The following is a 26,843-nucleotide window of genomic DNA, read 5'->3' on the forward strand; positions in this document are numbered from 1 at the left end:
CGGGTGACCACCGTGCCGCTGCTGAGCGTGGAGAAGGTGTCGAAGTCGTTCGCGGGCAACCGGGTGCTCACGGACGTGAGCTTCGAGGTCGAGCCGGGGGAGGTGCTGGCCCTGGTCGGCGAGAACGGGGCCGGCAAGTCCACCGTCCTCTCCCTCGTCACCGGGCTCCTGGCCCCCGACTCCGGCCGTGTCGTGTACGACGGGACGGCCGTCCCCCGGGCGTGGTCTCCCCACCGCGCCCGGGCGGCCGGGGTCGGCTCCGTCCACCAGGAGCTGAGCCTCAACCCGCACCAGAGCGTCGCGGAGAACGTCTTCCTGGGCGCCTGGCCCAGCCGTCGGGGCCTGGTCCGGGGACGTGACCTCGCGGCCCGGGCCCGGCCGCTGCTCGCCCGGGTCGGCCTCGACGTCGACCCGCGCACCCCGGTCGGCCGGCTGCCGCTGGGCCGCCGCCAACTGGTCGAACTCGCCAAGGCCCTGGCCGGTGAGCCTCGTCTGCTCATCCTGGACGAGGCCACCTCCGCGCTCGACGAGGACCAGGTGGGCGCCGTTTTCCGCGTCGTGCGTGAACTGCGCGACCAGGGCGGCTCGGTGATCCTCGTCAGCCACCGCATGGCCGAACTCTTCGCGATCAGCGACCGGTTGACGGTCCTGAAGGACGGTGTCGTGACGGCGACACGGGAACGGGACCGCACCGATCACGACGACATCGTGCGGCTGATGGTGGGACGGGAGCTGTCGGATCTGTTCCCGGCGAAGGCCGCGGCGACCACGGACGAGGGCGCCCGGAAGAGTGCCGTCGCACCTCTCCTCCGCGTACGCGGCCTCACCGTCCCCCGCGCCTGCGCCGGCGTCGACCTCGACCTCCTTCCGGGGCGCGTCGTCGGGCTCGGCGGGCTTCAGGGGCAGGGGCAACGCGAGGTGCTGCGCGCCCTGTTCGGGCTGGTCCGGCACACCGGGGACATCTCCTTCGACGGGCGGCCGGTGCGGCTGGCGTCGCCCCGAGACGCGATCCGGCACCGTATCGCGTACGTTCCCGAGGACCGCAAGACCGAGGGCGTCCACACCGTGCGCAGCGTGCGCGCCAATCTGGCGCTGCCCAGCATGCGCGCCCTCGCCCCCGCGAGCCGTCTCACCACCGTCTCGCGCGGCGCCGAGACCACGCTCGTCGACGATCTCGTCGAACGGCTGCGCATCAAGGCGGCCTCCCCGGCGCAGGAGGCCCGCCGCCTCTCGGGCGGGAATCAGCAGAAGGTCGCGCTGGCCAAGTGGCTGCCCACCGAGCCACGCGTCCTGCTGCTCGCCGAACCGACCCGGGGCATCGACATCGGCACCAAGCGCGAGATCTACCACCTGCTGCGCCGCCTGGCCGACGACGGTCTCGCGGTGCTCGTCACCTCCGGAGACACCATGGAACTGGTCGGCCTGTGCGACGAGGTGGCCGTCCTGTACGAGGGGACGGTCGTGGACCGCCTCACCGGGCCCGAGCTGACCGAGGAACGCCTGGTCAGGGCGTCGGTGATGGGGACGGCCGGCGCGCCGGACGCCGCCGGCGGGGACGACACCGGGGATACCGGCGACACCGGCGACACCGGCGACGCGGGTACGGACGGCATGGGCTCGGGCGGCACGGCCCCCCACCGCGCGGGCTCCGGCGGTACGGCGGATCCCGGGAGCGTGGTCCATGCGTGAGCGTCTCGCCGTCGCCGCGCGCGGCAACACCGACCTCCTCTCGCTGGCGGCCCTCCTGCTGGTGCTGCTGGTCGCCTACCAGCACTACGACTCCAGCCTGCTCACCCCCGCCTCCATCACCATCCTCTCCGCCCAGTTCCTGCCGCTGATCCTGGCCGCCGCCGGGCAGACGACGGTGATGCTGCTCGGCGGGATCGACCTCTCGCTCGGGGCGGTGCTCGCACTGGCGATGGCCGTGTTCGCCACGTACGACGCCCAGGGCGCGGGCGGAGTGGTCACGGCGGTCCTGCTCGCCCTGTGCGTGGCGGTCGGGGCGGGCGCGGTCAACGGGGCGCTGGTCGCGTACGCCGGGCTGCCGCCGATCGTGGTGACCCTCGCCGCGTCGTTCCTGTGGGGCGGGGTCACCCTGGTGGTCCTGCCGCAGCCGGGCGGGCAGGTGCCGGCCGGGCTGGTCGACGCGTACAACAACGGCTGGTACGGCGTGGCCCTCCCGGCGGTCGTCGTCGCGCTCGTCCTCGCCCTGTGGAAACTGCTGCGCACCACCCGGCACGGGCTCGCCCTCTACGCCGCCGGCGGCAACGAACACGGCGCCTACGCGAGCGGGTTGCACACCCGGGGCGTGAAGATCGCCGGATACGCGCTCGCGGGCGCGTTCACCGGGCTTGCCGGGATCGGGCTCGCCGTGCAGACCGGCTCGGCGGACCCGACCATCGGGGCGCCGTACACGCTCAACTCGATCGCCGCGTGCGTGCTCGGCGGCATCAGTTTCTTCGGCGGGGTCGGCCGGATGCGCGGCACGGTCCTGGGCGCACTCGTCATCGGACTGCTGACCAACCTCCTGCTGTTCACCGGGATCTCGCCCTTCTACCAGCTCATCGTGCAGGGCGTGATCCTCGTGGTGGCGCTCGCCCTGAAGACGTACCTCACGAGGGAGGCGGCCGTATGAGCGGCCTTGTGTCGGTGGCGACGCTGCGCGGCAGCCGGGCGGCCTGGGCGTTCTGTGTGCTCGCGATCACCTGGCTCGCCGCGATCCTCTTCGCGGACGGCTTCGACAGCGTCTCCAACGTCCGCTATCTGGTGCAGACGGCGTCGTTCCTCGGCATCGTCGCGGTCGGGCAGACCCTCGTCGTCATGATGAGCGGCATCGACCTGTCCGTCTCCGGTGTCGTGGCCCTGTCGGCGGTGGTGTGCGCCACGGTGGCCTCCGGTACGGGCGGTGGGGCGACGGCCGTCGTGGTGGCGCTGTCGCTGAGCGCGCTCGTGGGCGCGGTGAACGCGGCCGGAGTGGTGTGGCTGCGCGTACCGCCGATGGTGATGACCCTCGCCACCGGCACGATCCTCGCCGGGGCGCTGCTCGTCTACACCGACGGTTCCCCCAGCTCCGCGCGGGTCCCCCTGCTGGACACCCTCGCCAACGGCCGCCTCCTGGGCGTCCCCTGGGCGTTCGTGCTGTGGCTCGCCGTCACGGCCGCCGCCTTCTGGCTCCTCCACCTCTCCCGCACCGGCCGGTACGCCTTCGCCCTCGGCGCGGGCGAGGACGCGGCCCGCGCCTCCGGGGTACCGGTCGTGTCCACGGCGTTCACCGCGTACGTGTCCTGCGCGCTCCTCGCCGGGGTCGCGGGCCTGGTCCTGCTCGGCTTCACCGGCACCAGCTCCCTGACCATGGGCAACCCCTACCAACTCCTCTCCATCGCCTCCGTCGTCCTCGGCGGCACCTCCATCCTCGGCGGCCGCGGCCACCTCCTCGGCACGGTCGGCGGCGCCCTCCTGCTCACCCTGCTCACCGCCCTCCTGACCTCCTGGAACCTCTCGGAAGGCGTACGCCAGGTCGTCCTCGGCGTCCTGATCATCGGGCTGCTGCTGGTCTACGCGCGGGAGCGCCGGACATGACCGCGACGGAGAACCTCCTGCGGGACCTCGTACGGATCCCGAGCGTCAACCCCCGTGACGGAGCGGGCGACGGGGGCGAGACGGCGGTCGCGGAGCACGTACGGGACTGGCTGGCGGGGCGGGGTGTCCGGGCCCAGCTGGACGAGGTGCTGCCGGGGCGGTGCAATGTCGTCGCCGTCGTACCGGGGCACCGGCCCGAGGCGGTCCTGCTGGAGACGCACCTCGACACCGTCGAGACGGACGGGATGACCGTCGGGCCGTACGAGGGGGAGGTCCGGGGCGGCCGGCTGTACGGGCGGGGCGCCTGTGACGCGAAGGGGGCGCTGGCCGCGTTCCTGCTGGCCGTCGCCGAACTCGCGGCCGGGGAGCCGCCGCCGTACACCGTCGTGCTGGCCGGGGTCTGCGACGAGGAGCACGCGTACCGGGGCGTGCTGCGGCTGGTGGACGCGCTTGCGGGGCGGGGGGTGGTGGACGCGCTCGCGGGGGGTGAGGTCGTCGGGGCTCTCGCGGGGCGTGAGGTCGTCGGGGCGGTCGTCGGGGAGCCCACGGGGTTGTTCCCGGCCGTCGCACACAAGGGGGTGGTCCGCTACACCGTGCGCACCACCGGCCGCGCCGGGCACAGTTCGCGCCCCGGGGAGGCGGTCAACGCGATCACGCTGATGGGGCCGGTCATCGCCCATCTCGCGGACCACCCTCCGGCCACCCCGCCGCATCCGCTCCTCGGGCCCGCCACCCGCACGGTCACCCGGATCCGGGGCGGTACCGGCCCCAACACCGTCCCCGGCGGCTGCGAGGTGGACGTCGACCGCCGCACGCTCCCCGGCGAGGACCCGGAGGCCGTCTGGCGGGCGGACCGCGCCGAACTCGCCGCGCTGGGGGCCGAGGTGGACCCGCCGTTCACCGTCGACCCGCCCCTCGACACCCGTCCCGACGCCGAGATCGTCACCGCCCTGTGCCGGGCCCTCGCCGACCACGACCGTCCGGCCGACGTGCGGGGCATGCCCTTCGGGACGGACGCCAGCAAGCTCGCCCGCGCCGGTGTTCCCTCGGTGGTCTTCGGGCCCGGATCGGTCGCGGACGCCCACGCGGCGGCGGAGTCGGTGGAGCTCGCGGAGGTGGAACTGGCCGCGCGGGTCGTGGCGGCGGCGGTGCGGGGGATGGGGGCCGAGGGGCGCGGAGAGAGTGCGGGGGCGCGACGGGCGGGGGATTCGGTGGGAAATGCGGCGGTGGCCTCGCGGGAGGCTTCGGCGCGGCGAGAGGGAGAGGCGTCGTGCGGCTGAACGGTCACCTCGTGGCCGGTGCCGGCGTTGGGTCGGGCGTGGGAGGGTCGTCGCGCCGCCGACCGGGCGGCCCGTCCTCGTTCTCGTCCTCGTTCTCGTTCTCGTCGGTACCGAAAGCAGGAGGGCCGTCATGCGGCTGACCGACCATGTCACGCTCGTCGCCAGCGGTGCGCACGGGTTCGACCTCAGCGACCCGTTGGACTGTCATGTCTACCTCGTGCGGGGCGCCCGGCACAGCGTGCTCGTCGACGCGGGAGCCGGCCGGTCCGCCCACGCCGTCGTGCGCGCCGTACGTGCCATGGGCGCCGATCCCGGCCATCTCCTCCTCACCCACGGCCACGCCGACCACGCGGGCGGAGCCGCCGCGCTCGCCGAGCGGTTGCCCGGTCTGCGGGTGCTGGCCGGGGCCGAGGCCACGGCGTGGATCGCGGCGGGCGACGAACACGGCGTCAGCCTCGACAGGGGAAAGGCGGCCGGGTACTACCCGGCCGACTACACCCTCACCCCCTGCCCCCGCGTCGAGGCCATGGACGACGGTGCGGAGATCGAGCTCGGCGGCGGTGTGGTCCTGCGTGCCGTCGCGACGCCCGGTCATGCCGACGGCCACCTCTGTTACCACCTGCGCACCCCGGCCTACCAGGCGCTCTTCTCCGGGGACTGTGTCTTCACCGGAGGCCGTATCTCGCTGCAGAATCTGCACGACTGCCGGGTGCCCGAGTACGCGGCCAGTCTGACCAGGCTCGCCGCGCTCGACGTCGACGCGCTCTTCCCCGGCCACCACGAGGTCTCCCTCGCCCGGGCCGGACGCCATCTGGAGGCCGCCCGCGACACCGTCGCCCGTGGACTGCTGCCGAGGAGTACGACATGACCACCACTTCGGGATCTCCGGCCCGCCGCAACCAGGCGTCCTCGCTGCGCAGGGCGCTCACCGTCCTGGAGCACATCCGCGACCACGCCGGCACCGGGCGGGGCCTCTCACTGACCCGGCTCGCCGAGGAACTCGGCATCAACAAGAGCACGGTGCTGCGGCTCGCCGCGCCGCTCCTGGAGGCCGACCTGCTGGTCCGCGACCGGGAGACGGGCTGGTTCCGGCTCGGGCACGGCACCCTGCGGCTCGGCCAGGCCTACCTCTCCTCGCTCGACCTGCGGACCGTCGCCACCGAGCCGCTGCGGCTGCTCCAGCACGCGGTGGGGGAGACCTGCCATCTGGTGGTGTACGAGGCGCCGGACATCGTCTACATCGACAAGGTCGAGAACGAGACCAACGTCCGCATGGCCTCGCGGGTCGGAAGCCGGGTCCCCGCCTACCGCACCGCCGTCGGCAAGGCCGTCCTCGCCTGGCAGAGCGAGGAGGCGTTCCGGGTCGTCGTCGCCGCCGGGATGCCACCGGTCACCGAGCACACGTGCACCGATCCGCAGCGGCTGCGCGCCGAACTCGACCGGGTCCGCCGGCAGGGCTACGCCATCGACGACCGCGAGAACGAACCCGAGGTGCGGTGCGTCGCCGCGCCCGTCTTCGACCACACCGACGCGGCTGTCGGCGCGGTCAGCGTCTCCGGCCTCACCACCCGGATGACCCCCGCCCGCGTCCGCGAGGTCGGCCCCATGGTCGTCCGCACCGGCCTCGACATCTCACACGTCCTCGGCTCCTCCAGGGCCCGGGACAACGGCCGCTGAGCGCTCCGCACAGCGGCTCGGCCCAGCGCTCCGCCGGGAGGGCCGTGGTGTGTCGTCGGCGGTCGGCTGCCGCGCCGTCGTGGCTGGTCGCGCAGTTCCCCGCGCCCCTTCAGGGCGGGGGCCCGTTCGAGAGGAGTCCCATGGAAATCCCGCCGCCCTCCCTGCCCCCGGCCTCCACCGCGTCGACGTACACCTTCGTCGAGGACCTGCGCGCCGAGGGCACCGACGCCGTGCTCGACCGGGTCCTCGGCGCGTACGGCTGCGACACGCTCACCGTCGCCGCCGCCTACCACCGCGCCCGGGACGTCACCCCGCACGGCCCCGCGCGCGTCACCCTGCGCCGCGACGGGACGCACTTCGTCCCGCCGGCCGACCTGTTCGACGGCCTGCGTCTCATACCTCCGGTGCAGGCGGGCGCCGAGGAGGAGCCGTTGCGGGACCTGCGCCGGCGTACGGCAGACCGGGAAGCGGCCCTGCACGGGTGGACCGTCTTCCTGCACAACACCACCCTGGGCCTCGCCCACCCCGACGTCACCCAGCAGAACTGCTTCGGCGACCGGGCCGCCCCGGCCGACCTGTGCCCCGCCCACCCCGACGTACGGGCGTACGCCGTGGCGCTCGCCCGCTCGGTGGCGCGCACGGGTGTGGACGCGGTGGTCGCCGAGTCCCTCCACTACGGCACCTTCGGCCACGGCTACCACCACGAACGCAGCTTCGTCGCCCTGGGCCCCTTGGAGGAGTTCCTGCTCGGCCTCTGCTTCTGCCCGCACTGCGTACGGCACGCCGAGGCCGCCGGGGCGGACGCGGGCGCCGCGCGGGCCGAGGCGGCTCGGGTGGTGGGGCGGGTGCTCGACGGGGAGGAGCCGCAGTTCGCGAATCTCAACGGGGAGGAGCCGCAGCCCGCGAACCTCGACGGGGAGGAGCCGCAGCCCGCGAACCTCCCCGAGCCGGTCGCCGTCTACGTCCGCGCCCGTGTCGACACCGTCACCTCGCTCGCCGCGACCGTGGCCGACGCGGTGGCGGACGAAGGGTCGAGGCTCGTCTTCCTCGATCTGACCGGCGCGGTCAAGGGCTACGCGGACGGCCGGCCGACGGGTGCGCTCGCCGTCGACGAGGCCTGGCGGATCGGGGTCGACGCGGCGGCGGTCAGCGCCGTCGTCCCCGGCTACGCCGTGCTCGCGTACGCCCGGGACCCGGAGCGGATCACGTCCGACGTCGCCGCCTACCGGGCCGCGCTGCGGGAGGGCTGCTCGCTGAGAGCCGTGCTGCGCCCGGGAGTTCCGGACACCGACTCCGCCGACCACCTCGCGGCGAAGACCGCGGCGGCCACCGGGCCCGGCGGGGCCGACGCCGTGGACTTCTACCACTACGGCCTGGCTCCCTTCCCGGTGCTGGATCGCATCCCCGCGGCGCTCAAGGGACGGCGCTGATTCCGGGGGCGTATACCGGTCGTTCCGAAGTGAATTCCGGCGACCTGTTCGTGGCGACCCTGTGGAGATAGTGCAATTGTCTGCGGTGCGGTGGCGCTTTATCAGCTTTTCGGTGTCGATTCGGACCCGACGGGTCCGCGGCCGAGGGGTTGCGGCAAATTCCGTCGTGCCGTAGTTACGTGAATCATGAACTTGTTCACCCGTGCTGCGTCCCTGCGCCGCCCGGCAGCCCCCACAGCCTCGCAACTCCCCCACGAGTCACCGGCTTCCGCTTCCACCGGCCCCTCGGATCCCGCCCTGGCGATACTGACCGGCGAATGGGTGATCGACGCGGCGCACAGCCGTATCGGCTTCTCCGTCCGCCACGCCTTGGTGACGACCGTGCGCGGGGCATTCACGGAGTACCAGAGCCGGCTCTACTTCGACGGCCGCGATCCGGGCCGTTCACGGGCCGAGATCGTCATCTCCACCGCGTCCGTCGACACCGGAGTGGAACAACGCGACGCCCATCTGATGGGCCGCGACTTTCTCGATGTCGCGAACCATCCGCGTATGCGCTTCGTCAGCACGGCGGTGCGCATGGTTGGCAACGATGTCTTCCGCATGTCCGGCGAACTGACCATCAAGAGCGTCACCCGTCACGTCGACCTGGAACTCACCTACATAGGACACGTCATGGACCCGTTCGGATATGAACGGGTGGGTTTCGACGGGACGACCACCATCAATCGTTCCGAATGGGGTCTGACGTACAACCAGAGACTGGCGGAGGGCGGTGCCATGGTGAGCGAAAAGGTGCGCCTGCAGTTCGACATCGCCGCGATCCGCTCGATTCCCGGCGCCTGACGGCCGACGACCTCCCGCGGGGCCCAGCCCGTCCGGTGGGCCCCACCCCCCACCCCCCACCGCCGTGCCGTGTCCGGCGTCCGCTTCAGCGGTACCAAGGAGGCCGTACCGAACGGCGACCCCACTTTTGAACGCGTTCAAGACGGGGCGTACGCTCCCCGCATGAGCGACAGAGCCGCCCTGCTCAAGGGCATCCGCGCGTGGCTGGTCTTCTTCGTCGTCTGTCTGGTGCTGAGCGGGGCCACGGCGTTTCCGCTGGTCCATGAGCTGCGGTGGGCCGAGGAGCTGTTGCGTTCCCTGTCCGTCGGGGAGCATCTGCCGACGCTCATGGAGTGGATCGAGCGCGTCCGGGCGGGGCTCGACGAGGCCGACGCCGAGTACCCGTTCCTCCTGTACGGCACGGACTGGCTGGCCTTCGCGCACCTCGTGATCGCCGTGGCCTTCTACGGCCCCTACCGCGATCCGGTCCGCAACATCTGGGTCGTCGAGGTCGGCATGATCGCCTGCGCGGGGATCATCCCGCTGGCTCTGATCTGCGGGCCGATCCGCGGGATTCCCTTCTGGTGGTCGGTGATCGACATGGCGTTCGGGGTGTTCGGCGTGATCCCGCTGTACGTCGTACGACAGCGGATCAAGCGGCTGGAGGCGCTCGCCCCTGGGTGGGACCAGGGGCGGGGCCACGGGCGGGACCAAAAAACTGTTATCCCGGCCGCCTCCACACCGTCTCCGTAGGCATCCCCTGTTTCCCCGCATACAGGAGTGAGCCGTATGAACAGTGTGATCTCCGCCTCGGAGGTTCCCCACGTCACGGAGATGGCTGAGAAGGTACGGAACACAGCCGAGTGAACAGGGTGAGCCCAGCAGGACCGGAAGGAACGTACGTGGTCGGGCGGCAGTGGCGCTCCACCATCGCGGCCGCGCAGGCAGGGGACCGGCGCGCCCTCGACGAGCTGGTCGAGGGCTGGTTGCCCCTCGTCTACAACATCGTGGGCCGGGCCCTCAACGGGCATGCCGATGTCGACGACGTCGTGCAGGAGACCATGCTGCGCGCGGTCGACAACCTCGGCACGCTGCGCGATCCGGACAGCTTCCGCTCCTGGCTGGTCGCGATCGCCATGCGGCAGATACGGGACCGGGCGCGCCGCCGCACCGCCGACCAGCTCGACGACGGCGATGCCCACAGCGCCGCGGACTTCGCAGAACTGACCGTGCTGCGGCTGCAGTTGGAGGGCCAGCGCAAGGAGGTCGCCGAAGCGGTCCGCTGGCTCGACGACGAGGACCGGCAGCTGCTGTCGCTGTGGTGGCTGGAGGTCGCGGGCGAACTCACCCGGCGTGAACTCGCCGCTGCCGTCGGCATCAGCCGGCAGCACGCCGCGGTACGGGTGCAGCGGATGAAGGCCCGCCTCGAAACCGCGCGCGGCATTGTGCGCGCCCTCGACTCCTCCTGCGCCGACCTGGGCCGGGTCACCGCCCGCTGGAGCGGGCAGCCCGACTCGGTGTGGCGCAAGCGGATCGCCCGGCACATCCGCGGCTGCGCCCGCTGCGACGGCGACGGCCGCCGGGGCGAGGTCGTCGTCCCCGCCGAACGCCTCCTCGTCGGGCTCGCCCTGGTTCCCGTCCCGGTCGGCTTCACCCTGTCGCTGGCGTTCGGCGGGAAGACCGCCGTGGCGGCGACCGCCGCGACCGCCTCGGTGGGTTGGTCCGCCAAGGTGCTCGGTGTCCTGACCAAGCCCGCCGTCGCGGTGACGGCGAGCGCGTCGATCGTCGCCGGGGGCGCCTACGTGGTGACGCAGCCCCCGGGTGACCGGACCCCGCAGGCCGCGCCCACCGCGCTCAGCACGGCACGCGCGCCCGAGGTCTCGACGCCCCGCACCCCCTCGCCGCGCACGTCACCGTCGCCCTCGCCCTCGCCGTCCTCCTCCGCCTCCCCTTCACCGACGAAGGAGGAGGGCGTGTACGGCACCGTCGTCGACGTCGCGGACGAGGCGCCCGACCCGGACACCCCGCCCGCCGCCCTCCCGCACCGGCCGGAGTCCGGCCTCACCAGCAGCGGCGGCACGCGGACCGTGATGAACCACCGCGGCGACAACGTGACCTTCTCGGGCAAGGGGTACGTCCTGGTCCGCTGGCAGATCTCGCCCCAATACCGGCCGGGCAGCCTGGTCATGCCGACCTGGACCGGGCTCGAGGGCAAGCTCTTCCACGTCGCCTCGGGCGGCGGCCGCCGCATGGACGACCCGACCTCCGCCGACGGCAGGACCTCCGGCATGGGCGGCCCCGCCACCGGATACACCGTCCTGCCCGCGGGCACCCAGCAGATGTGGCAGAACGAGTACTTCTACCTCGACGGAACGGTCACCCTCACCCAGAACGAACGCGGCGCCGACTACGGCATCACCGTCGCCCCCTCCACCTGGGACGCCATCACCGAGGACATCACCTACGGCCCCGACCGGGGCGCCCTCCGCTACGGCCTCGTCCGCGACAACGGCAAGGACTCGGCTCCGGTTCCGCAGTACGTCACGCGGGAGCGGCCGCAGGACGCGGCGACGGTGGCGCAGCGGTCGGAGGTGTAGCGCCTGGGCCGGCCTGAGGCTCGGGGGTTCGGGCGGTTCAGCCGATGCGGGTGCGTTGTGGCCGGTCGCGCAGTTCCCCGCGCCCCTCGTGGGGCGCGGCCCCACCGTTGCGCAGTGCGCACAGGGCGTCGACTCGGTTGGTGGTGATCGAGTCGACGCCCAGGGCGATCAGGCGGCGCATGGAGCGGCGGGTGTCGGGGGTCCAGGCGGAGAGGAGGTAGCCGTCGCGGTGGACGCGGTCGGCGAGGGCGGGGGTGAGCAGGCCGAAGCGGTAGTTGAGCCAGCGGGGGCGTATGGCGTCGAGGAGGGCGGGGCGGGGTGGGGCGGAGGTCTTCCAGGTGAGCGCGATCTCGGCGGTGGGGGCGGCGGCCCGGAGCGCGAGCATGGTGGGCGGGTCGGCGCTGTAGTAGACGCGGTCCTCGGCCTCGTACTCCCGCACGACGTCCAGGATCTGGCGCACCGCCCGGGGGTTCACCGCGCCGGGCAGGTCCACCATGACCCGGCTGTCCTTGGTGGTGAGCAGCGCGTCGGCCAGTGTCGGCACCCCGTCGGCCGTCAGCCCGCGCAGCTCCGCGGCGGAGAGCGCGGACAGCGGCCGGTCCAGCTCCCAGAGCCGGTTCAGCGTCGAGTCGTGGAGCAGGACGGGGACGCCGTCGCGGGTCGTCCGCACGTCGAACTCGACGGCGTCCGCGCCGAGTTCGAGCCCGGCCCGTAGGGAGTCGAGCGTGTTCTCACGGTGGTGGTAGGGAGCGCCGCGATGGGCCACGGCTGTCACGGTGCGCATGGGGTTCATTGTGGGTCCGGTGACCGTCCGGTGAGGGGTGACGGGAGGCCGTGGGTCCGTCGGGGCGGAGGACCACGAGGGGCGAGGCGCCCGTCGGCCCGCCGTGGTGAACGGGGCGGGCCGACGGCCGGGGTGTGTCAGGGGGTGAGCCAGGCCGACGTGTAGGTGTCGATCTCGGCGGACAGACGGGCCTTGCCGGGCTCGTCGAGGAAGGACGCCTCCACGGCGTTCTTCGCGAGGTCCGCGAGGCCCTGCTCGTCGAGGTCGAGGAGGCGTGCGGCGACCGCGTACTCGGTGTTGAGGTCGGTGCCGAACATCGGCGGGTCGTCGGAGTTGATGGTCACCAGGACCCCCGCCCGCACGAACTCCTTGACGGGGTGCTCGTCCAGGGTGCGGACCGCTCGCGTCGCGATGTTCGAGGTCGGACAGACCTCCAGGGCGATGCGGTGCTCGGCGAGGTGGGCGAGGAGTTTCGGGTCGCGGGCCGAGCTGGTGCCGTGTCCGATGCGCTCCGCGCGCAGGTGGGTGAGGGCGTCCCACACGGTCTCGGGGCCTGTCGTCTCGCCGGCGTGCGGCACGGAGTGCAGGCCGGCCGCGATCGCCCGGTCGAAGTACGGCTTGAACTGCGGCCTCGGTACGCCGACCTCGGGCCCGCCGAGCCCGAACGACACCAGCCCTTCCGGCCGCAGCCGGTCGTCGGTGGCGAGCCGGACGGTCTCCTCGGCGGAGACCAGTCCCGCCTCGCCGGGAATGTCGAAGCACCACCGCAGTACGGTCCCGAACTCGGCCTCCGCGGCCTTGCGCGCGTCCTCGATCGCCTCCATGAAGGCCCGCTCGTCGATCCCGCGACGGGTGGAGGAGTACGGCGTGATGGTCAGCTCCGCGTACCGCACCTGCTGGCGGGCCAAGTCCCGCGCCACCTCGAACGTCAGCAGCCGGACGTCCTCCGGGGTGCGGATCAGGTCGACCACGGACAGGTACACCTGGATGAAGTGGGCGAAGTCCGTGAACGTGAAGTAGTCCGCGAGTGCCTCGGGGTCCGTCGGGACCTTGGAGTCGGGGTGGCGGGCGGCCAGTTCCGAGACGATACGGGGGGAGGCGGAGCCGACATGGTGCACGTGCAGTTCGGCCTTGGGCAGACCGGCGATGAAGGCGTGCGCGTCGCGGGCGCCGGAGGTGCCGGGAGCGGCTGACATGCCGGAGACGGCGGGGGCGACGGGTACGCCCTGCGTGGTGCGGTGGTCGGTCAAGGTTCCTCCCCGGGAACGGCGTCCGCCCGGGACCTCGGGCCTCGTCGGGGGACGCGGGTGATCGGCTGATCGATGACTCGGGGATCATCGTAGGCGGCGGACCGGACGCCGGCTCCCGGGCCTTAGCATGACGGAACGTACGCGTGATCGCGGGGGCGGAAAACCGGCCCAGAGCGGTACGGAACGGAACGGTACAGGGGGAACCACGTATGTCATCCGACGAGGCACCGACTCCGGAGAGACCGGCCGCCCCGCAGCCGGACCCGTGGACGTCCCCGCGAGACGACGCCACGACTTATCCGACGCTGGCCGACGGCGCCACCCTGCCGACGGTGACTGACGATGTCGAGCCGGTGACGGTGGTGCAGGGTGCCGCCTTGCCGACGGTGGTTGACGATGTCGAGGCGGTGACGGTGGTGCAGGGTGCCGCTTTGCCCACGGTGACGGAAGATGTCGTGCCACCGACGGTGGCCGAGGGCGCCGAGCGGACCACGGTGGTCGACGGCGCCGTGCCGCCCACCGTGGCTGACCGTGCTGTGCCGCCCACCGCGGCTGATCGTGCTGTGCCGCCCACCGTGGCTGACGGTGCCGCGCTGTCCGCCGTGGCCGATGCTGTTCCTCCGTCGGTCGCGCCGGACCTCGCCGCGCGCCCCGAGGACGTGGGCCCGACGCCGGCCCCGAAGGTCCCGTTGGTCCCGTTGGACAAGGCGACGGCGCCCGCTGGGTCCGCCGACATCGGTGCGCCCACTGCTGCCGCCGGCTCCGCCGAGCCGAGCGCGCCGGTCATGTCCGCCGGGGGTGCGGAGTCGAGCACACCGGTCGCGTCCGCCTGGGCTGCGGAGCCGAGTACGCCGGTCGGTGCCCCCGGATCTGTCGAGCCGAACGTGCCCACCGCTCCCGGTCACGCCCGGCCGAGCGCGCCGGTCGATGCCGCCGGGCCCGTCGGGTTCGCCAAAACCGACCCGCCCGCCGACCCGGCCACCCCCGCGCCCGCCACCCCCGCCCCGGCTCCCTTCGACCCTTGGGCCCCACCGGCCGACCACCCGGCGCCGCGTCCCGCCCCGGGCGCGTCCTCCGTGCACGACCAGATGACGGTCGCGTCCATACCGGGTGCCGAGGCGAGCGGCCCGGTGCCGGCCGATCCGAGTGCGTCGACGTCTCCCCAGGGCCCGGTGTCCCCGCAGCCCTGGGCCGGCCCCGGCGGCTTCACGCCCCCGGGCGGCCCGCGGCCCGCCATGTCGTCGTCCCCGGCCCCGAACCCGTTCGCCCCGCCCGCGCCCAACGCCTCGTTCCCACCGCCCGCAGCCGGCAGCCCCTCCGCGGCGCCCGCCCCTGGAGCCTCCTACGCCGCACCCGCTCCCGGAGCCCCACTCCCGCCCCCGCCCATCAGCCCGGAGGGCCCCGGTCAGGTCCCGTACGGCTATCCCCAGTACCCGGCGTATCCGGGCGCCCACGTCCACCCCGGCGTCGGCTATCCGGCCCCCGGTCCCGGCTACGCCTGGCCCGCGATGGCGCCGCCGCCGAGCAACGGCATGGGGATCGCGGCGATGGTGCTCGGTATCTGCGCCTCCGTGCTGTTCTGCCTGTGGCCGCTCGCCATTCTGCTAGGCGTCATGGCCGTGATCTTCGGATGCATCGGCCGGGCCAAGGCACGCCGGGGCGAGGCGACGAACCCGGGGCACGCGCTGGCCGGGATCATCTGCGGAGTGGTCGGCATCCTGCTGGGCATCGGCTTCATCGTCCTCATCATCGTGGCGCCGGGCAGCGACAGTTTCGACTCGGACCCCGACCCCTACGACGACAGCTACTCCACGTCGCTGTCCCTGGCACTCCCGGCCGGCGACAGCGACGTACTCCCCGCCGCCGACGCCCTCTCCCGCCGCGCCGACTAGACGGGCTCGGCAGGCCCGACGGGGTGGACGGGCTCGCCACGCCCCGACGGGGTGCGGGAAACCGCGCGACCCGCCACGACGTACCCCCAGCCGACCTGCCGGCCGTCCGGCGGAGCGCTCACGCGTCGACCCCGCTCAGCAACCGCTCCCGCGCCGCCATCAGGGCGAAGCCCAGCAGGTTGGGGCCCCGCCACCGCTCGGGGTCCATGGCGCGTTCGTCGTCCGCCGCGAGGCCTATGCCCCAGACGCGGTCGAGGGGGCTGGCCTCGACGAGCACCCGGTTCCCCGTGCCCAGGAGGAAGGTCCGCAGGTCGGCGTGGGCGGCGAACTTGTGGAAGCTGCCCTCGACGACGATGCCGAAGCGCTCCCGCTCCCACAGGGCGTCGTCGAAGCCGCGGACGAGCCGTCCGATCTTCTTGGCCTGTGCGGGACTCGACGCCGCGACGGCCTTGCGCTCCGCGTCCACGTCCCCGAAGAGCCGGGCCTTGGACGCCATCATCCAGTGCTCGGCCGTCGCGTACTCCACTCCGTCCACCGTGAACGGCGACGGCCACCACTGGCTCAGACAGCTCGCGCCGATCCGGCCGTCGGGCCGTGGCCGGTGTCCCCAGAAGTGCAGGTACTTGACCCTTGCCCCCGCGCGGACCGCACCCGTCAGCGTGTCCCAAGAATCGATCTTCTCCATGCCGACGAGTCTGGCAGCCACCACTGACAATCCGTCCTCGATTTGCCGCCCTGGCTCGACACCTGGTCGACAGATTCCGTCGCGTAACCAAAAGGCAACAACGGAATCACTTGTTGATGCCCTATGCCTCTGCCAGGATCGGCACTCAAATCGAGCTGGAGCTACGCCACCGCCCCGCGGAAAGCGGGGGCACCGGCGGAGGAGAGCGACATGCAGAACCCGGGCACCGCCACCCCGGACCGATTTCCCGCACAGGACCGCTTCGCGGCCGGCGCGCAGTACATCGCCGGCCGCCTGACGAAGGGCACCTCGGGGCGTACCCACGCGGTCGTCGACCCCGCGAGGGGCGAGGAGGTCCTCACGTACGAGCTCGCCGGCACCGACGACGTGGACGAGGCCGTGGCCGCCGCCCGCGCGGCGCTCCCCGGCTGGGCGGCGACGACGCCCGGCGAGCGCTCGGACGCGCTGCACCGCTTCGCCGCCGTCCTGGCAGAACGGGCGGAGGAGTTCGCGCGGGCCGAATCCCTGCAGTGCGGGAAGCCGCTCAAGCTCACACGCGAGTTCGACGTGCCGGGCACCGTCGACAACACCGCGTTCTTCGCGGGCGCCGCCCGGCACCTCCACGGCCAGTCGGCGGGCGAGTACTCCGGCGACCACACCTCGTACGTACGCCGTGAGCCCATCGGGGTCGTCGGCTCCATCGCGCCCTGGAACTACCCGCTCCAGATGGCCGCCTGGAAGATCCTCCCGGCGGTCGCCGCGGGCAACGTGATCGTCCTGAAGCCCGCCGAGACGACCCCGCTCACCTCGCTCCTCTTCGCGCAGGCCGCAACCGACGCCGGGATCCCCGACGGCGTGATCAACATCGTCACCGGCACCGGCAAGGAGGCCGGCGAGCACCTAGTCGGCCATCCCGACGTGGCCATGACCTCCTTCACCGGGTCCACGGCCGTCGGCAGGCGCGTCGCCGAGATCGCCACGGCCACCGTCAAGCGCATCCACCTGGAACTGGGCGGCAAGGCCCCCTTCGTCGTCTTCGACGACGCCGACCTGGAGGCCGCCGTCCACGGCGCGGTCGCCGGCGCCCTCATCAACACGGGCCAGGACTGCACGGCCGCCACGCGCGCGTACGTGCAGCGGCCCCTGTACGAGGAGTTCGTCGCGCGGACGGCCGCCCTCATGGAGACCGTCAGGCTCGGCGACCCCTTCGCCCCGGGCACCGACCTCGGACCGCTGATCTCGCACGTCCAGCGCGACCGGGTCGCCGGGTTCGTCGAGCGGGCACGCGCGTACGCGCGCGTGGTGACGGGCGGTGCGGCGCCCCAGGGGGACTTGAGGAACGGCGCGTACTATCTGCCGACGCTGATCGCGGACGCGGCCCAGGACAGCGAGATCGTCCAGTCGGAGATCTTCGGTCCGGTGCTCGTGGTGCTGCCCTTCGACACCGACGACGAGGGCATCCGGCTCGCCAACGACACGCCCTACGGGCTCGCGGCCTCCGCCTGGAGCCGGGACGTGTACCGGGCGGGCCGCGCCACCCGCGAGATCAAGGCCGGATGCGTGTGGGTCAACGACCACATCCCGATCATCAGCGAGATGCCGCACGGCGGCTACAAGGCATCCGGCTTCGGCAAGGACATGTCCACGTACTCGTTCGAGGAGTACACCCAGATCAAGCACGTCATGTTCGACAATACGGCGATCGCCAGGAAGGACTGGCACCGCACGATCTTCGGGGACCGCTGACCAGACCGGGGACCGGCCGCCCGACCCCCGGCGGTCTCCGCACACCCTCCCGAAAGGGCACCCTCCGAAAGGGCATCACGCGCATGGAGCAGTACGAGCCCGACCGCCTGTCCCCGGCCCAGGTGGCCGCCGTGCGGCGCAGCCTCACCAACGGCAGGGCCGCCCTCAGCCGCCGTTCGCTGCTGCGCGCCGGAACGGGCGGCGCACTGGCGATCGGCGGGCTCGGGGCGCTGAGCGCCTGCGGCATCCCCGCGGCGAAGAACACCTCGGGCGTCTCCTCCGAGGACCACTCGGCCAAGGAGAAGGAGATCAGCTTCTCCAACTGGACCGAGTACATGGACGTCGACGACAGCGGCAGGCGCCACCCCAGCCTGGAGGCGTTCACCAGCCGCACCGGCATCAAGGTCAAGTACACCGAGGACATCAACGACAATGTGGGGTTCTTCGGCAAGATCAAGCCGCAGCTCGCGGCCGGGCAGGACACCGGGCGCGACCTGATCTGCGTCACCGACTGGCTGGCGGCCCGCCTGATCCGCTTCGGGTGGGTCCAGAAACTGGACGCGTCCAACCTGCCGCACGCCTTCATGAACCTCTCCCAGCAGTTCCGCAGCCCCGACTGGGACCCGGGACGCGCGTACTCGTACCCCTGGACCGGCATATCCACCGTCATCGCCTACAACAAGAAGGCCCTCGACGGCGAGGAGGTGAAGTCGGTCTCCGACATGCTCGACAACCCCAGGCTGAAGGGCCGGATCGGTTTCCTCTCCGAGATGCGCGACAGCATCGGGATGACCCTGCTGGACATGGGCAAGGACCCGGCGAAGTTCACCGACGACGACTACGACGCGGCGATCGCCCGCCTCCAGAAGGCCGTCGACCAGGGCCAGATCCGCCGCTTCACCGGCAACGAGTACACCTCGGACCTCAGCAAGGGCGACTTCGCGGCCTGTATCGCCTGGGCCGGTGACGTCGTCCAGCTCAAGGCAGACAGCCCGGACATCGACTTCGTCATCCCCGACAGCGGCTACATGACCTCGACCGACAATCTGCTGGTCCCCAACAAGGCCCGGCACAAGACCAACGCCGAACGGCTCATCGACTACTACTACGAGCCGAAGCCGGCCGCCGAACTCGCCGCGTACATCAACTACGTGTGCCCGGTCGACGGGGTGCAGGCGGAGCTGGCCAAGATCGACCCGGACGCGGCGAACAACCCGCTGATCATTCCCGACGCGGCCATGGCGGCCAAGTCCCGCGCCTTCCGCTCCCTCAGCCAGAAGGAAGAGACGGCGTACGAAGAGAAGTTCGCGAAGCTGACAGGGGCGTGACGAGGACGATGACCAGCAAGAAGACCACAGAGAACGGCAGCGGTGACGTCCGCCTCTCCGGCATCGGCAAGACCTACGGCTCCTTCACCGCCGTGCACCCGCTCGACCTGACCGTGCCGGAAGGTTCCTTCTTCGCCCTCCTCGGCGCCTCCGGCTGCGGCAAGACGACCACCCTGCGGATGATCGCGGGGCTGGAGGAACCTTCCTGCGGGAGCGTCCATCTCGGCGAGCAGGACGTGACGTCGTTGCCGCCCTACAAGCGGCCGGTGAACACGGTCTTCCAGTCGTACGCGCTCTTCCCGCACCTCGACATCTTCGAGAACGTCGCCTTCGGGCTGCGCCGACGCGGCATCAAGTCCGTGAAGAAGCAGGTCGAGGAGATGTTGGACCTGGTCCAGCTCGGCGAGCAGGCCCGCAAGAAGCCGCACCAGCTGTCGGGTGGTCAGCAGCAGCGCGTCGCCGTGGCCCGCGCGCTCATCAACCACCCCAAGGTGCTCCTCCTCGACGAGCCCCTCGGCGCGCTCGACCTGAAGCTGCGCCGCCAGATGCAGCTGGAGCTCAAGCGGATCCAGACCGAGGTCGGCATCACGTTCATCCATGTCACGCACGACCAGGAGGAGGCCATGACCATGGCCGACACGGTCGCCGTGATGAACGGCGGCCGTGTCGAGCAGCTCGGCTCGCCGGCCGACCTGTACGAGAACCCGCAGACCACCTTCGTCGCCAACTTCCTAGGCACCTCCAACCTCATCGAGGCCGAGGTCGACTCCGAGAGCGGCGGCGACATCGTGCTGAAGGCGGGCGCCGACCAGCTCGTCCTCCCGCAGGCGAGGTGCGGTGCGCCCACGCGTACCGGGGGGAAGGTCCTCGTCGGGGTGCGCCCGGAGAAGATCACCCTCACGCACGCGGACGACGCCGGGGACATCCCGGCCGGCCGTAACCGGATCACCGGGAAGATAGCCGCGACCAGCTTCATCGGCGTCTCCACGCAGTACGTCATCGACAGCTCGGTCTGTCCCGAGTTCGAGGTGTACGCGCAGAACATCGACCGCGACGCCCGGCTCGTGCCCGGCGCCGATGTCGTCCTGCACTGGAGCCCGGCGCACACGTTCGGTCTGGACGCCGCACAGGACATCGACGCCGGTGTCGAAGAGGGGGCGGCCGTCTGATGGCGACGACCCTCACCGAAGCCGAGGCGCCACCACCCCTCGCCCCCGCGCAGACCATGGCGAAGCCGCCGCGCAAGCGGGGCCGCTGGACGCCGTACCTGCTGCTCGCGCCCGGTCTGATCTGGCTGCTCGTCTTCTTCGCGATGCCGATGGTCTACCAGGCCTCCACGTCCGTGCAGACGGGCTCGCTGGAGGAGGGCTACCAGGTCACCTGGCACTTCGCGACGTACTGGGACGCGCTCAGCGAGTACTACCCGCAGTTCCTGCGCTCGGTCCTCTACGCGGGCTCGGCGACGATCCTCTGCCTGCTGCTGGGCTATCCGCTGGCCTACCTGATCGCGTTCCGCGCGGGCCGCTGGCGCCATCTGATCCTGATCCTGGTGATCGCGCCGTTCTTCACCAGCTTCCTGATCCGCACCCTCGCCTGGAAGACGATCCTCTCGGACGGCGGCCCGGTCGTCGGCGCGCTCAACTCGCTGCACGTCCTGGACGTCACCAGCTGGCTCGGCCTCACGGCCGGGGACCGGGTGCTCGCCACCCCGCTCGCGGTGGTCTGCGGCCTCACGTACAACTTCCTGCCGTTCATGATCCTGCCGCTCTACACCTCGCTGGAGCGCATCGACGGGCGGCTGCACGAGGCGGCCGGCGACCTCTACGCCAAGCCGTTCACCACCTTCCGCAAGGTCACCTTCCCGCTCTCCAAGCCGGGCGTCGTCTCCGGCACGCTGCTGACCTTCATCCCGGCGAGTGGCGACTACGTGAACGCCGAACTCCTCGGCTCCACCAACACCCAGATGATCGGCAACGTCATCCAGAGCCAGTTCCTGAGGATTCTCGACTATCCGACGGCGGCGGCCCTTTCGTTCATTCTCATGGCCGCGATCCTCATCATGGTCACGGTCTACATCCGCAGGTCCGGGACGGAGGATCTGGTCTAAATGGCCTTCGTGCACTGGCTCAAGCGGAATCTCGTCGTCATCGCCGGACTGCTGACGCTCGGATATCTGCTGCTGCCGAACATCGTCGTCACCGTCTTCTCCTTCAACCAGCCGAAGGGCCGCTTCAACTACGAGTGGCAGGAATTCTCCACGGCCGCCTGGACCGACCCGTGCGGCGTCGCCGATCTGTGCGGCTCGCTCGCGCTCAGCCTCCAACTGGCCGCCTGGGCGACCCTGGGCGCGACCGCCCTGGGCACGATGATCGCCTTCGCGCTGGTCCGCTACCGCTTCCGCGCGCGGGGCGCCGTCAACTCGCTGATCTTCCTGCCGATGGCGATGCCCGAGGTCGTGATGGCGGCTTCGCTTCTCACCCTTTTCCTCAATCTGGGTGCGCAGTTGGGATTCTGGACGATCCTCATCGCCCACATCATGTTCTGCCTCAGCTTCGTCGTGGTCGCCGTCAAGGCGCGCGTGATGTCGATGGACCCGAGGCTTGAGGAGGCCGCGCGCGATCTGTACGCCGGGCCCGTCCAGACCTTCCTCCGGGTCACCCTGCCCATCGCCGCGCCGGGTATCGCGGCGGGCGCGCTGTTGGCGTTCGCGCTCTCCTTCGACGATTTCATCATCACCAATTTCAACGCGGGCTCGACCGTCACCTTCCCCATGTTCGTCTGGGGCTCGGCGCAGCGCGGTACGCCCGTCCAGATCAATGTGATCGGTACGGCCATGTTCCTCGTCGCCGTGCTGTTCGTGGTGGCCGGAATGGTCATCGGAAACCGCAGAAAGCGCCAGAAGGCGTAGACCAGAAGGCGCAGAATCCCGATAACTCTGTAGGGAGTTGAAATCATGGCCCCAAGCGCCATGAACCGTTGGACAAAATCCCTCTCCGACGCACAGCCGGTCCCGTACTGGCTCGAAGACCCCGGCAAGCCCCATCCCGAGCCCGCGCTCACCGGCGCCGAGACCTGCGATCTTCTGGTCGTCGGCGGCGGCTACAGCGGACTGTGGACCGCGCTGATCGCCAAGGAGCGCGACCCACGGCGGGATGTCGTCCTGCTGGAAGGCCGTGAGGTGGGCTGGGCCGCCTCCGGCCGCAACGGCGGCTTCTGCGCCGCCTCGCTCACCCACGGGCTGGCCAACGGCCTCGCCCGCTGGCCCGACGAGATCCACAGGCTCCAGGAGCTGGGCGCCCGCAACCTCGACGAGATCGAGGCGGCGGTCGCCCGCCACGGCCTCGACTGCGACTTCGAGCGCACCGGCGAGATCGACGTCGCCACCGAGACCTACCAGGCCTGGGAACTGCGCGACTGGTACGACGAGATCGAACACAAGGGCCTCGCCGACGGCATCGAGTTCCTCGACGCCGACGCGGTCCGCGAGCAGGTCGCCTCACCGACCTTCGAGGCCGGCCTCCACGACCGCCGGGGTGTCGCCATGCTGCACCCCGCCAAACTCGCCTGGGGCCTGAAGCGCGCCTGTCTGAACCTCGGCGTCCGCGTCTACGAGCACACCCCCGCGCTGAACCTGAAGGCGTACGGCGCCGGTATGGCCGTCCGCACCCCCTACGGCCAGGTCCGTACCCGCCAGGTGGCGCTCGGCACGAACATCTTCCCCAGCCTGGTCAGACGCGTCCGCGCGTACACCGTCCCCGTCTACGACTACGCCCTGATGACCGAACCGCTGACCACCGACCAGCTGGCGTCGATCGGCTGGAAGAACCGGCAGGGACTCGGGGACTCGGCCAACCAGTTCCACTACTTCCGGCTCAGCGCCGACAACCGGATCCTCTGGGGCGGCTACGACGCGGTCTACCCGTACGGCGGCCGGGTGCGCGCCGAGTACGACGACCGGCCGGAGACGTACGCCAAGCTCGCCTGGCACTTCTTCACGTGCTTCCCCCAGCTGGAGGGCGTCCGCTTCACCCACGCCTGGGGCGGCGCCATCGACACCTGCTCCCGCTTCTCGGCGTTCTTCGGCATCGCCCACCAGGGCAGGGTGGCGTACGCGGCCGGCTACACGGGGCTGGGCGTGGGGGCGACCCGGTTCGGCGCGGAGGTCATGCTCGACCTGCTCTCGGGGGAGCGCACGGAGCGCACCGAGCTGGAGATGGTCCGCAAGAAGCCGCTGCCGTTCCCGCCGGAGCCGTTCGCCTGGACCGGCATCGCGCTCACCAAGTGGTCCCTGGCCCGCGCCGACTCCCACGCCGGCCGTCGCAACCTGTGGCTGAAGGCCATGGACCGGCTGGGCCTGGGCTTCGACAGCTGAGACCGCGAAGCCCGAGAACGGAGCGTGCCAAGCCCGAGAGCGGAGACCGCGAAGCTCGAAAAGCCGGTGGTCAGCGGGGCGTGAGGGCGCGTTCGTGATCAACAGGCGTGCGCCGATCATCGAAGGTGTGCGCCTCGCACCACCGCGGATACCCCCTTCACCACCAAGAAGTGGTCGGAACCCGCGTAATGGCCGGCCGTTACCTCTGTCTGTGCTCCTGACGCGAAACCGCGTCCGATGGAGCTCTACAGAGAGGAAGGTCCCTGTCATGACTGGGGCCAAGACGGCGGTCGAGTGGCTGGCATCCGTATCACCGGATCCCGACGCCTGCCGCTGGGAGTGGGAGCGCAACCCCCTGGGGGTCGCCCTGCTTCCGGCGGGCAGGGCCTGGGACGTGCTGATCCTGCCCGGCGCACTCGGCTATCCCACGCTCGACGTCCTGACCCGCATCATCGACCAACCCGGACCCGTGCTCGTCGACTTCGGCGACGACCGCATGGGCTTCTTCGTGCCGCCGGGCACGGCGTCCCGGTGGATCGGCACGGGTGTGCGCAGCGCGGGCGGCGGCACCTGGATCGTGGTGCCGTACCCGGGCCGGCAGACCGGCGGCGTCCGCTGGCTGATCCCGCCGGACGGCAGCGGCACACTCACCGATCCGGCGCTGCTCGAACTGGCGATGCACGAGGCGGCGGCGAGCCTGGCGAGGGACGAGGACCGGTAGCCGCGGCTGACAGCCACACGTCGTGACGGCGGCCGTGCCCCGGCCGCACCGCGCTCTCGTCGGCCGCCCGTGCGGCCGACACGGACGTCACTCGACGGGTGAGACGACTTGGCCTGGCGAGTCGCATTCATCCGGCAGGCCGGCGCACCCGGAACCACAGCGAGGAGAGCAGGATCGCGCACACGCACCAGCTCGCCACCACGTCGAGCGGCCAGTGGTAGCCCTGGCGCACCAGACCGAAGCCGACCCCGATGTTCAGGACGACCGCGAGGACGACGACCGCGCGGCGCGCGAGGGTCCCGCGCAGCCAGGGCAGCAGAAGAAGGACGGCACCGCCGTACGCGACGGAGGCGGTCGCCGTGTGGCCCGAGGGGTAGAAACCCGTGCCCGGTCCCATGATCGGCGGGCCCGACCGGGCGATGAGCTCCTTCAGCGGGACGACCCAGAGGGGTACCGCGGCCATGAGGAGCACCGCCCCGGCGGACGGCCGCCACCAGTGGTCCCTACCGGTGGCACGCGTACGCCACGCCACGAACAGGAGCACGAGGGCGAGGACCGGGACGGCGACGGTGATGTTGCCGAGGTCGGCGAGGAACTGGGTGGGGGCACCCCGGTGGACCAGCCGGTCGCTGAGGCGTTCGTCCGTGCGGGCCAGCGGGCCGCGGGCGAGGACCTGCCAGGTGATGAGCGCGAAGAGGAGGGCCGGGAGGCCGAGAAGGAGGAGAGCGGCGCTGCGGCCGGAGGGGGTGGTCGGCCACCCCCGAACAGGGGGGGTGGTTCGGGGGCGGCCGTCCGGATCGGTGTGCCGCACGCCCCGGGGGGTTTGGGGCGGGCGGCCATCCGATCGGTGAGGAGATCCGGAGCCGGAAGCTCCGGGTGTGTGCGCGAGGGCACGACCAGGGCGAAGCTGGGGAGGCCCCGACCCGGTGTCGCCCACAGTCCCCTGTGGGCGGGGTGTATCTCTCATCTGCGTCAAAACCTACGACAGGGAGCGCGACGACGACAGGCCGAATCGCGACCCATCATGCACCTTGCACACCTTCTTCACGCCCTCTGACGCTTGTCCACAGGGACCGGAATCCGGGGTCGGATTCCGGTTCCGGGAAGCGTGGGACGTCGGAGGCGCCCGGGAGATTCCGTATGCGAGCGGCCCGCGAACGCGGCCCTCCAGATACAGTCGGCTGGATACGGCCGTTCGGATACGGGCGCTTGCATACGGCCGTTCTGATACGGGCGCTCGGATACGGGGCGCTCAGATGCCGGAGAACGCCTGCTCGATGATGTCGAGGCCCTCGTTCAGGAGGTCCTCGCCGATGACGAGCGGCGGCAGGAAGCGCAGGACGTTGCCGTAGGTGCCACAGGTCAGGACCAGCAGGCCCTCCTGGTGGCAGGCCTTGGCCAGCGCGGCGGTCGCCTCCGGGTTCGGCTCCTTCGTCGTGCGGTCCTTGACCAGCTCGATGGCGATCATGGCGCCACGGCCCCGGATGTCGCCGATGACGTCGAACTTCTCGGCCATGGCGGCGAGACGGGCCTTCATGACCGCCTCGATGTTCTTCGCCCTGGCGTTGAGGTCCAGCTCCTTCATCGTTTCGATCGAGCCGAGGGCGCCCGCGCAGGCGACGGGGTTGCCGCCATAGGTGCCGCCCAGGCCACCCGCGTGCGCCGCGTCCATGATCTCCGCGCGCCCGGTGACGGCGGCGAGCGGCAGACCACCGGCGATGCCCTTCGCCGTCGTGATCAGATCCGGGACGATGCCCTCGTCCTCGCACGCGAACCACTGCCCGGTCCGGCAGAAACCGGACTGGATCTCGTCGGCGACGAAGACGATCCCGTTGTCGGAGGCGAACTTCCTGATCGCCGGCAGGAAGCCCTTGGCGGGCTCGATGAAGCCGCCCTCGCCGAGGACCGGCTCGATGATGATCGCGGCCACGTTCTCGGCGCCGACCTGCTTGGCGATCTGGTCGATCGCCTGGGCGGCGGCCTCGGGGCCCGCGTTCTCCGGGCCGGTCGGCCAGCGGTAGCCGTACGCCACCGGGACGCGGTACACCTCGGGGGCGAACGGTCCGAAGCCGTGCTTGTACGGCATGTTCTTCGCGGTCAGCGCCATCGTGAGGTTGGTGCGGCCGTGGTAGCCGTGGTCGAACACGACCACGGCCTGCCGCCTGGTGTACGAGCGGGCGATCTTCACGGCGTTCTCGACGGCCTCGGCGCCGCTGTTGAACAGCGCGGACTTCTTGGCGTGGTCGCCCGGGGTCAGCTCGGCGAGGGCCTCGGCGACCGCCACGTAGCCCTCGTACGGCGTGACCATGAAGCAGGTGTGCGTGAAGTCCTGGAGCTGGGCGGTGGCCCGGCGGACGACGGCCTCGGCGCTCGCGCCGACGCTCGTCACGGCGATGCCCGAGCCGAAGTCGATGAGCCGGTTGCCGTCGACGTCCTCGACGATGCCGCCGGCCGCGCGCGCGGTGAACACCGGCAACACCGACCCCACCCCCGCCGCGACCGCGGCGACCCGCCGGGCCTGCAGCTCCTGGGACTTCGGTCCGGGGATGGCGGTGACGACGCGGCGCTCCTGCGGAAGCGGCGGAAGGGCGGTCATGGGGGCTCCCTGGTGATCGTGCGTGTGTACGACATGGGGCGTACGGGGCGGGCCGGCGCTCGCGCCGACCGGTGCGGGTGT

General features: G+C 71.6%; 22 protein-coding genes and 1 pseudogene. 18 read left to right on the forward strand and 5 right to left on the reverse strand.

The features are described from left to right. Positions 1-3 precede the first annotated feature (3 nt). From ACWD26_RS28790 to ACWD26_RS28835, 10 genes are all read left to right on the forward strand, one after another. Entirely contained in the window at positions 4-1,689 is a 1,686-nt protein-coding gene (locus tag ACWD26_RS28790) for a sugar ABC transporter ATP-binding protein (protein WP_451274847.1), read from the forward strand. Continuing rightward, complete coding sequence (locus tag ACWD26_RS28795) at positions 1,682-2,635, forward strand: ABC transporter permease (RefSeq protein WP_451274848.1); 954 nt, start codon at positions 1,682-1,684, stop codon at positions 2,633-2,635. Before ACWD26_RS28790 ends, ACWD26_RS28795 begins: the two co-directional genes overlap by 8 nt. Next, on the forward strand, positions 2,632-3,579 hold the full coding sequence (locus ACWD26_RS28800; protein WP_451274849.1) for an ABC transporter permease: 948 nt from the start codon (positions 2,632-2,634) through the stop codon (positions 3,577-3,579). Before ACWD26_RS28795 ends, ACWD26_RS28800 begins: the two co-directional genes overlap by 4 nt. Beyond that, a complete protein-coding gene (locus tag ACWD26_RS28805; protein ID WP_451274850.1) occupies positions 3,576-4,859 on the forward strand; it encodes a M20/M25/M40 family metallo-hydrolase in 1,284 nt (427 codons plus the stop codon). The genes ACWD26_RS28800 and ACWD26_RS28805 overlap by 4 nt, the downstream gene beginning before the upstream one ends. Positions 4,860-4,989: 130 nt before the next feature. After that, on the forward strand, positions 4,990-5,727 hold the full coding sequence (locus tag ACWD26_RS28810) for an MBL fold metallo-hydrolase (RefSeq protein WP_451274851.1): 738 nt from the start codon (positions 4,990-4,992) through the stop codon (positions 5,725-5,727). Next, the gene (locus ACWD26_RS28815; protein WP_451274852.1) at positions 5,724-6,536 is read left to right on the forward strand and encodes an IclR family transcriptional regulator; all 813 of its coding nucleotides are present in this window, start codon (positions 5,724-5,726) and stop codon (positions 6,534-6,536) included. Before ACWD26_RS28810 ends, ACWD26_RS28815 begins: the two co-directional genes overlap by 4 nt. A gap of 140 nt (positions 6,537-6,676) precedes the next feature. Beyond that, positions 6,677-7,966 carry a hypothetical protein gene (locus ACWD26_RS28820; protein WP_451274853.1) on the forward strand — a complete coding sequence of 430 codons (1,290 nt, stop codon included), beginning with the start codon at positions 6,677-6,679 and terminating at the stop codon, positions 7,964-7,966. 186 nt (positions 7,967-8,152) lie between these two features. Then, complete coding sequence (locus ACWD26_RS28825) at positions 8,153-8,812, forward strand: YceI family protein (protein WP_451274854.1); 660 nt, start codon at positions 8,153-8,155, stop codon at positions 8,810-8,812. 162 nt (positions 8,813-8,974) lie between these two features. After that, positions 8,975-9,544, forward strand: coding sequence for a hypothetical protein (locus ACWD26_RS28830; RefSeq protein ID WP_451274855.1), 570 nt, complete (start codon positions 8,975-8,977; stop codon positions 9,542-9,544). Between the two features lie 149 nt (positions 9,545-9,693). After that, entirely contained in the window at positions 9,694-11,388 is a 1,695-nt protein-coding gene (locus ACWD26_RS28835) for an RNA polymerase sigma factor (protein WP_451274856.1), read from the forward strand. A 37-nt stretch (positions 11,389-11,425) separates the two neighbouring features. Here ACWD26_RS28835 and ACWD26_RS28840 read toward each other — a convergent pair whose 3' ends face one another. Both ACWD26_RS28840 and ACWD26_RS28845 read right to left on the reverse strand, forming a co-directional pair. Continuing rightward, entirely contained in the window at positions 11,426-12,172 is a 747-nt protein-coding gene (locus ACWD26_RS28840; RefSeq protein WP_451274857.1) for a glycerophosphodiester phosphodiesterase, read from the reverse strand. Between the two features lie 137 nt (positions 12,173-12,309). Continuing rightward, a pseudogene (locus ACWD26_RS28845) lies at positions 12,310-13,496 on the reverse strand (adenosine deaminase). 258 nt (positions 13,497-13,754) lie between these two features. Between ACWD26_RS28845 and ACWD26_RS28850 the strand changes: the two are divergent. Further along, complete coding sequence (locus ACWD26_RS28850; RefSeq protein ID WP_451274858.1) at positions 13,755-15,314, forward strand: DUF4190 domain-containing protein; 1,560 nt, start codon at positions 13,755-13,757, stop codon at positions 15,312-15,314. A 118-nt stretch (positions 15,315-15,432) separates the two neighbouring features. Here ACWD26_RS28850 and ACWD26_RS28855 read toward each other — a convergent pair whose 3' ends face one another. Continuing rightward, entirely contained in the window at positions 15,433-15,999 is a 567-nt protein-coding gene (locus ACWD26_RS28855; RefSeq protein ID WP_451274859.1) for an NADAR family protein, read from the reverse strand. 210 nt (positions 16,000-16,209) lie between these two features. Here ACWD26_RS28855 and ACWD26_RS28860 point away from each other — a divergent pair, with 210 nt between their 5' ends. The 7 genes from ACWD26_RS28860 (at position 16,210) to ACWD26_RS28890 (ending at position 24,166) form a co-directional block, all read left to right on the forward strand. Beyond that, the gene (locus ACWD26_RS28860) at positions 16,210-17,745 is read left to right on the forward strand and encodes a gamma-aminobutyraldehyde dehydrogenase (protein WP_451274860.1); all 1,536 of its coding nucleotides are present in this window, start codon (positions 16,210-16,212) and stop codon (positions 17,743-17,745) included. Between the two features lie 83 nt (positions 17,746-17,828). Beyond that, positions 17,829-19,073: a polyamine ABC transporter substrate-binding protein gene (locus tag ACWD26_RS28865; protein WP_451274861.1), complete on the forward strand. Its 1,245-nt coding sequence runs from the start codon at positions 17,829-17,831 to the stop codon at positions 19,071-19,073. 8 nt (positions 19,074-19,081) lie between these two features. Beyond that, entirely contained in the window at positions 19,082-20,242 is a 1,161-nt protein-coding gene (locus ACWD26_RS28870) for an ABC transporter ATP-binding protein (RefSeq protein ID WP_451274862.1), read from the forward strand. After that, positions 20,242-21,180 carry an ABC transporter permease gene (locus tag ACWD26_RS28875; protein WP_451274863.1) on the forward strand — a complete coding sequence of 313 codons (939 nt, stop codon included), beginning with the start codon at positions 20,242-20,244 and terminating at the stop codon, positions 21,178-21,180. Before ACWD26_RS28870 ends, ACWD26_RS28875 begins: the two co-directional genes overlap by 1 nt. After that, positions 21,181-21,981, forward strand: coding sequence for an ABC transporter permease (locus ACWD26_RS28880; RefSeq protein WP_451274864.1), 801 nt, complete (start codon positions 21,181-21,183; stop codon positions 21,979-21,981). Between the two features lie 45 nt (positions 21,982-22,026). Then, complete coding sequence (locus ACWD26_RS28885) at positions 22,027-23,445, forward strand: NAD(P)/FAD-dependent oxidoreductase (protein ID WP_451274865.1); 1,419 nt, start codon at positions 22,027-22,029, stop codon at positions 23,443-23,445. Between the two features lie 268 nt (positions 23,446-23,713). After that, entirely contained in the window at positions 23,714-24,166 is a 453-nt protein-coding gene (locus ACWD26_RS28890; protein WP_451274866.1) for a hypothetical protein, read from the forward strand. A 127-nt stretch (positions 24,167-24,293) separates the two neighbouring features. On the opposite strand, the gene ACWD26_RS28895 is transcribed toward ACWD26_RS28890, so the two are convergent. After that, positions 24,294-24,977 carry a phosphatase PAP2 family protein gene (locus tag ACWD26_RS28895; RefSeq protein ID WP_451274867.1) on the reverse strand — a complete coding sequence of 228 codons (684 nt, stop codon included), beginning with the start codon at positions 24,975-24,977 and terminating at the stop codon, positions 24,294-24,296. A 441-nt stretch (positions 24,978-25,418) separates the two neighbouring features. Beyond that, entirely contained in the window at positions 25,419-26,762 is a 1,344-nt protein-coding gene (gene gabT / locus ACWD26_RS28900) for a 4-aminobutyrate--2-oxoglutarate transaminase (RefSeq protein ID WP_451274868.1), read from the reverse strand. Between the last annotated feature and the right edge of the window lie 81 nt (positions 26,763-26,843).

Source organism: Streptomyces sp. NPDC002787 (genome assembly GCF_053592095.1).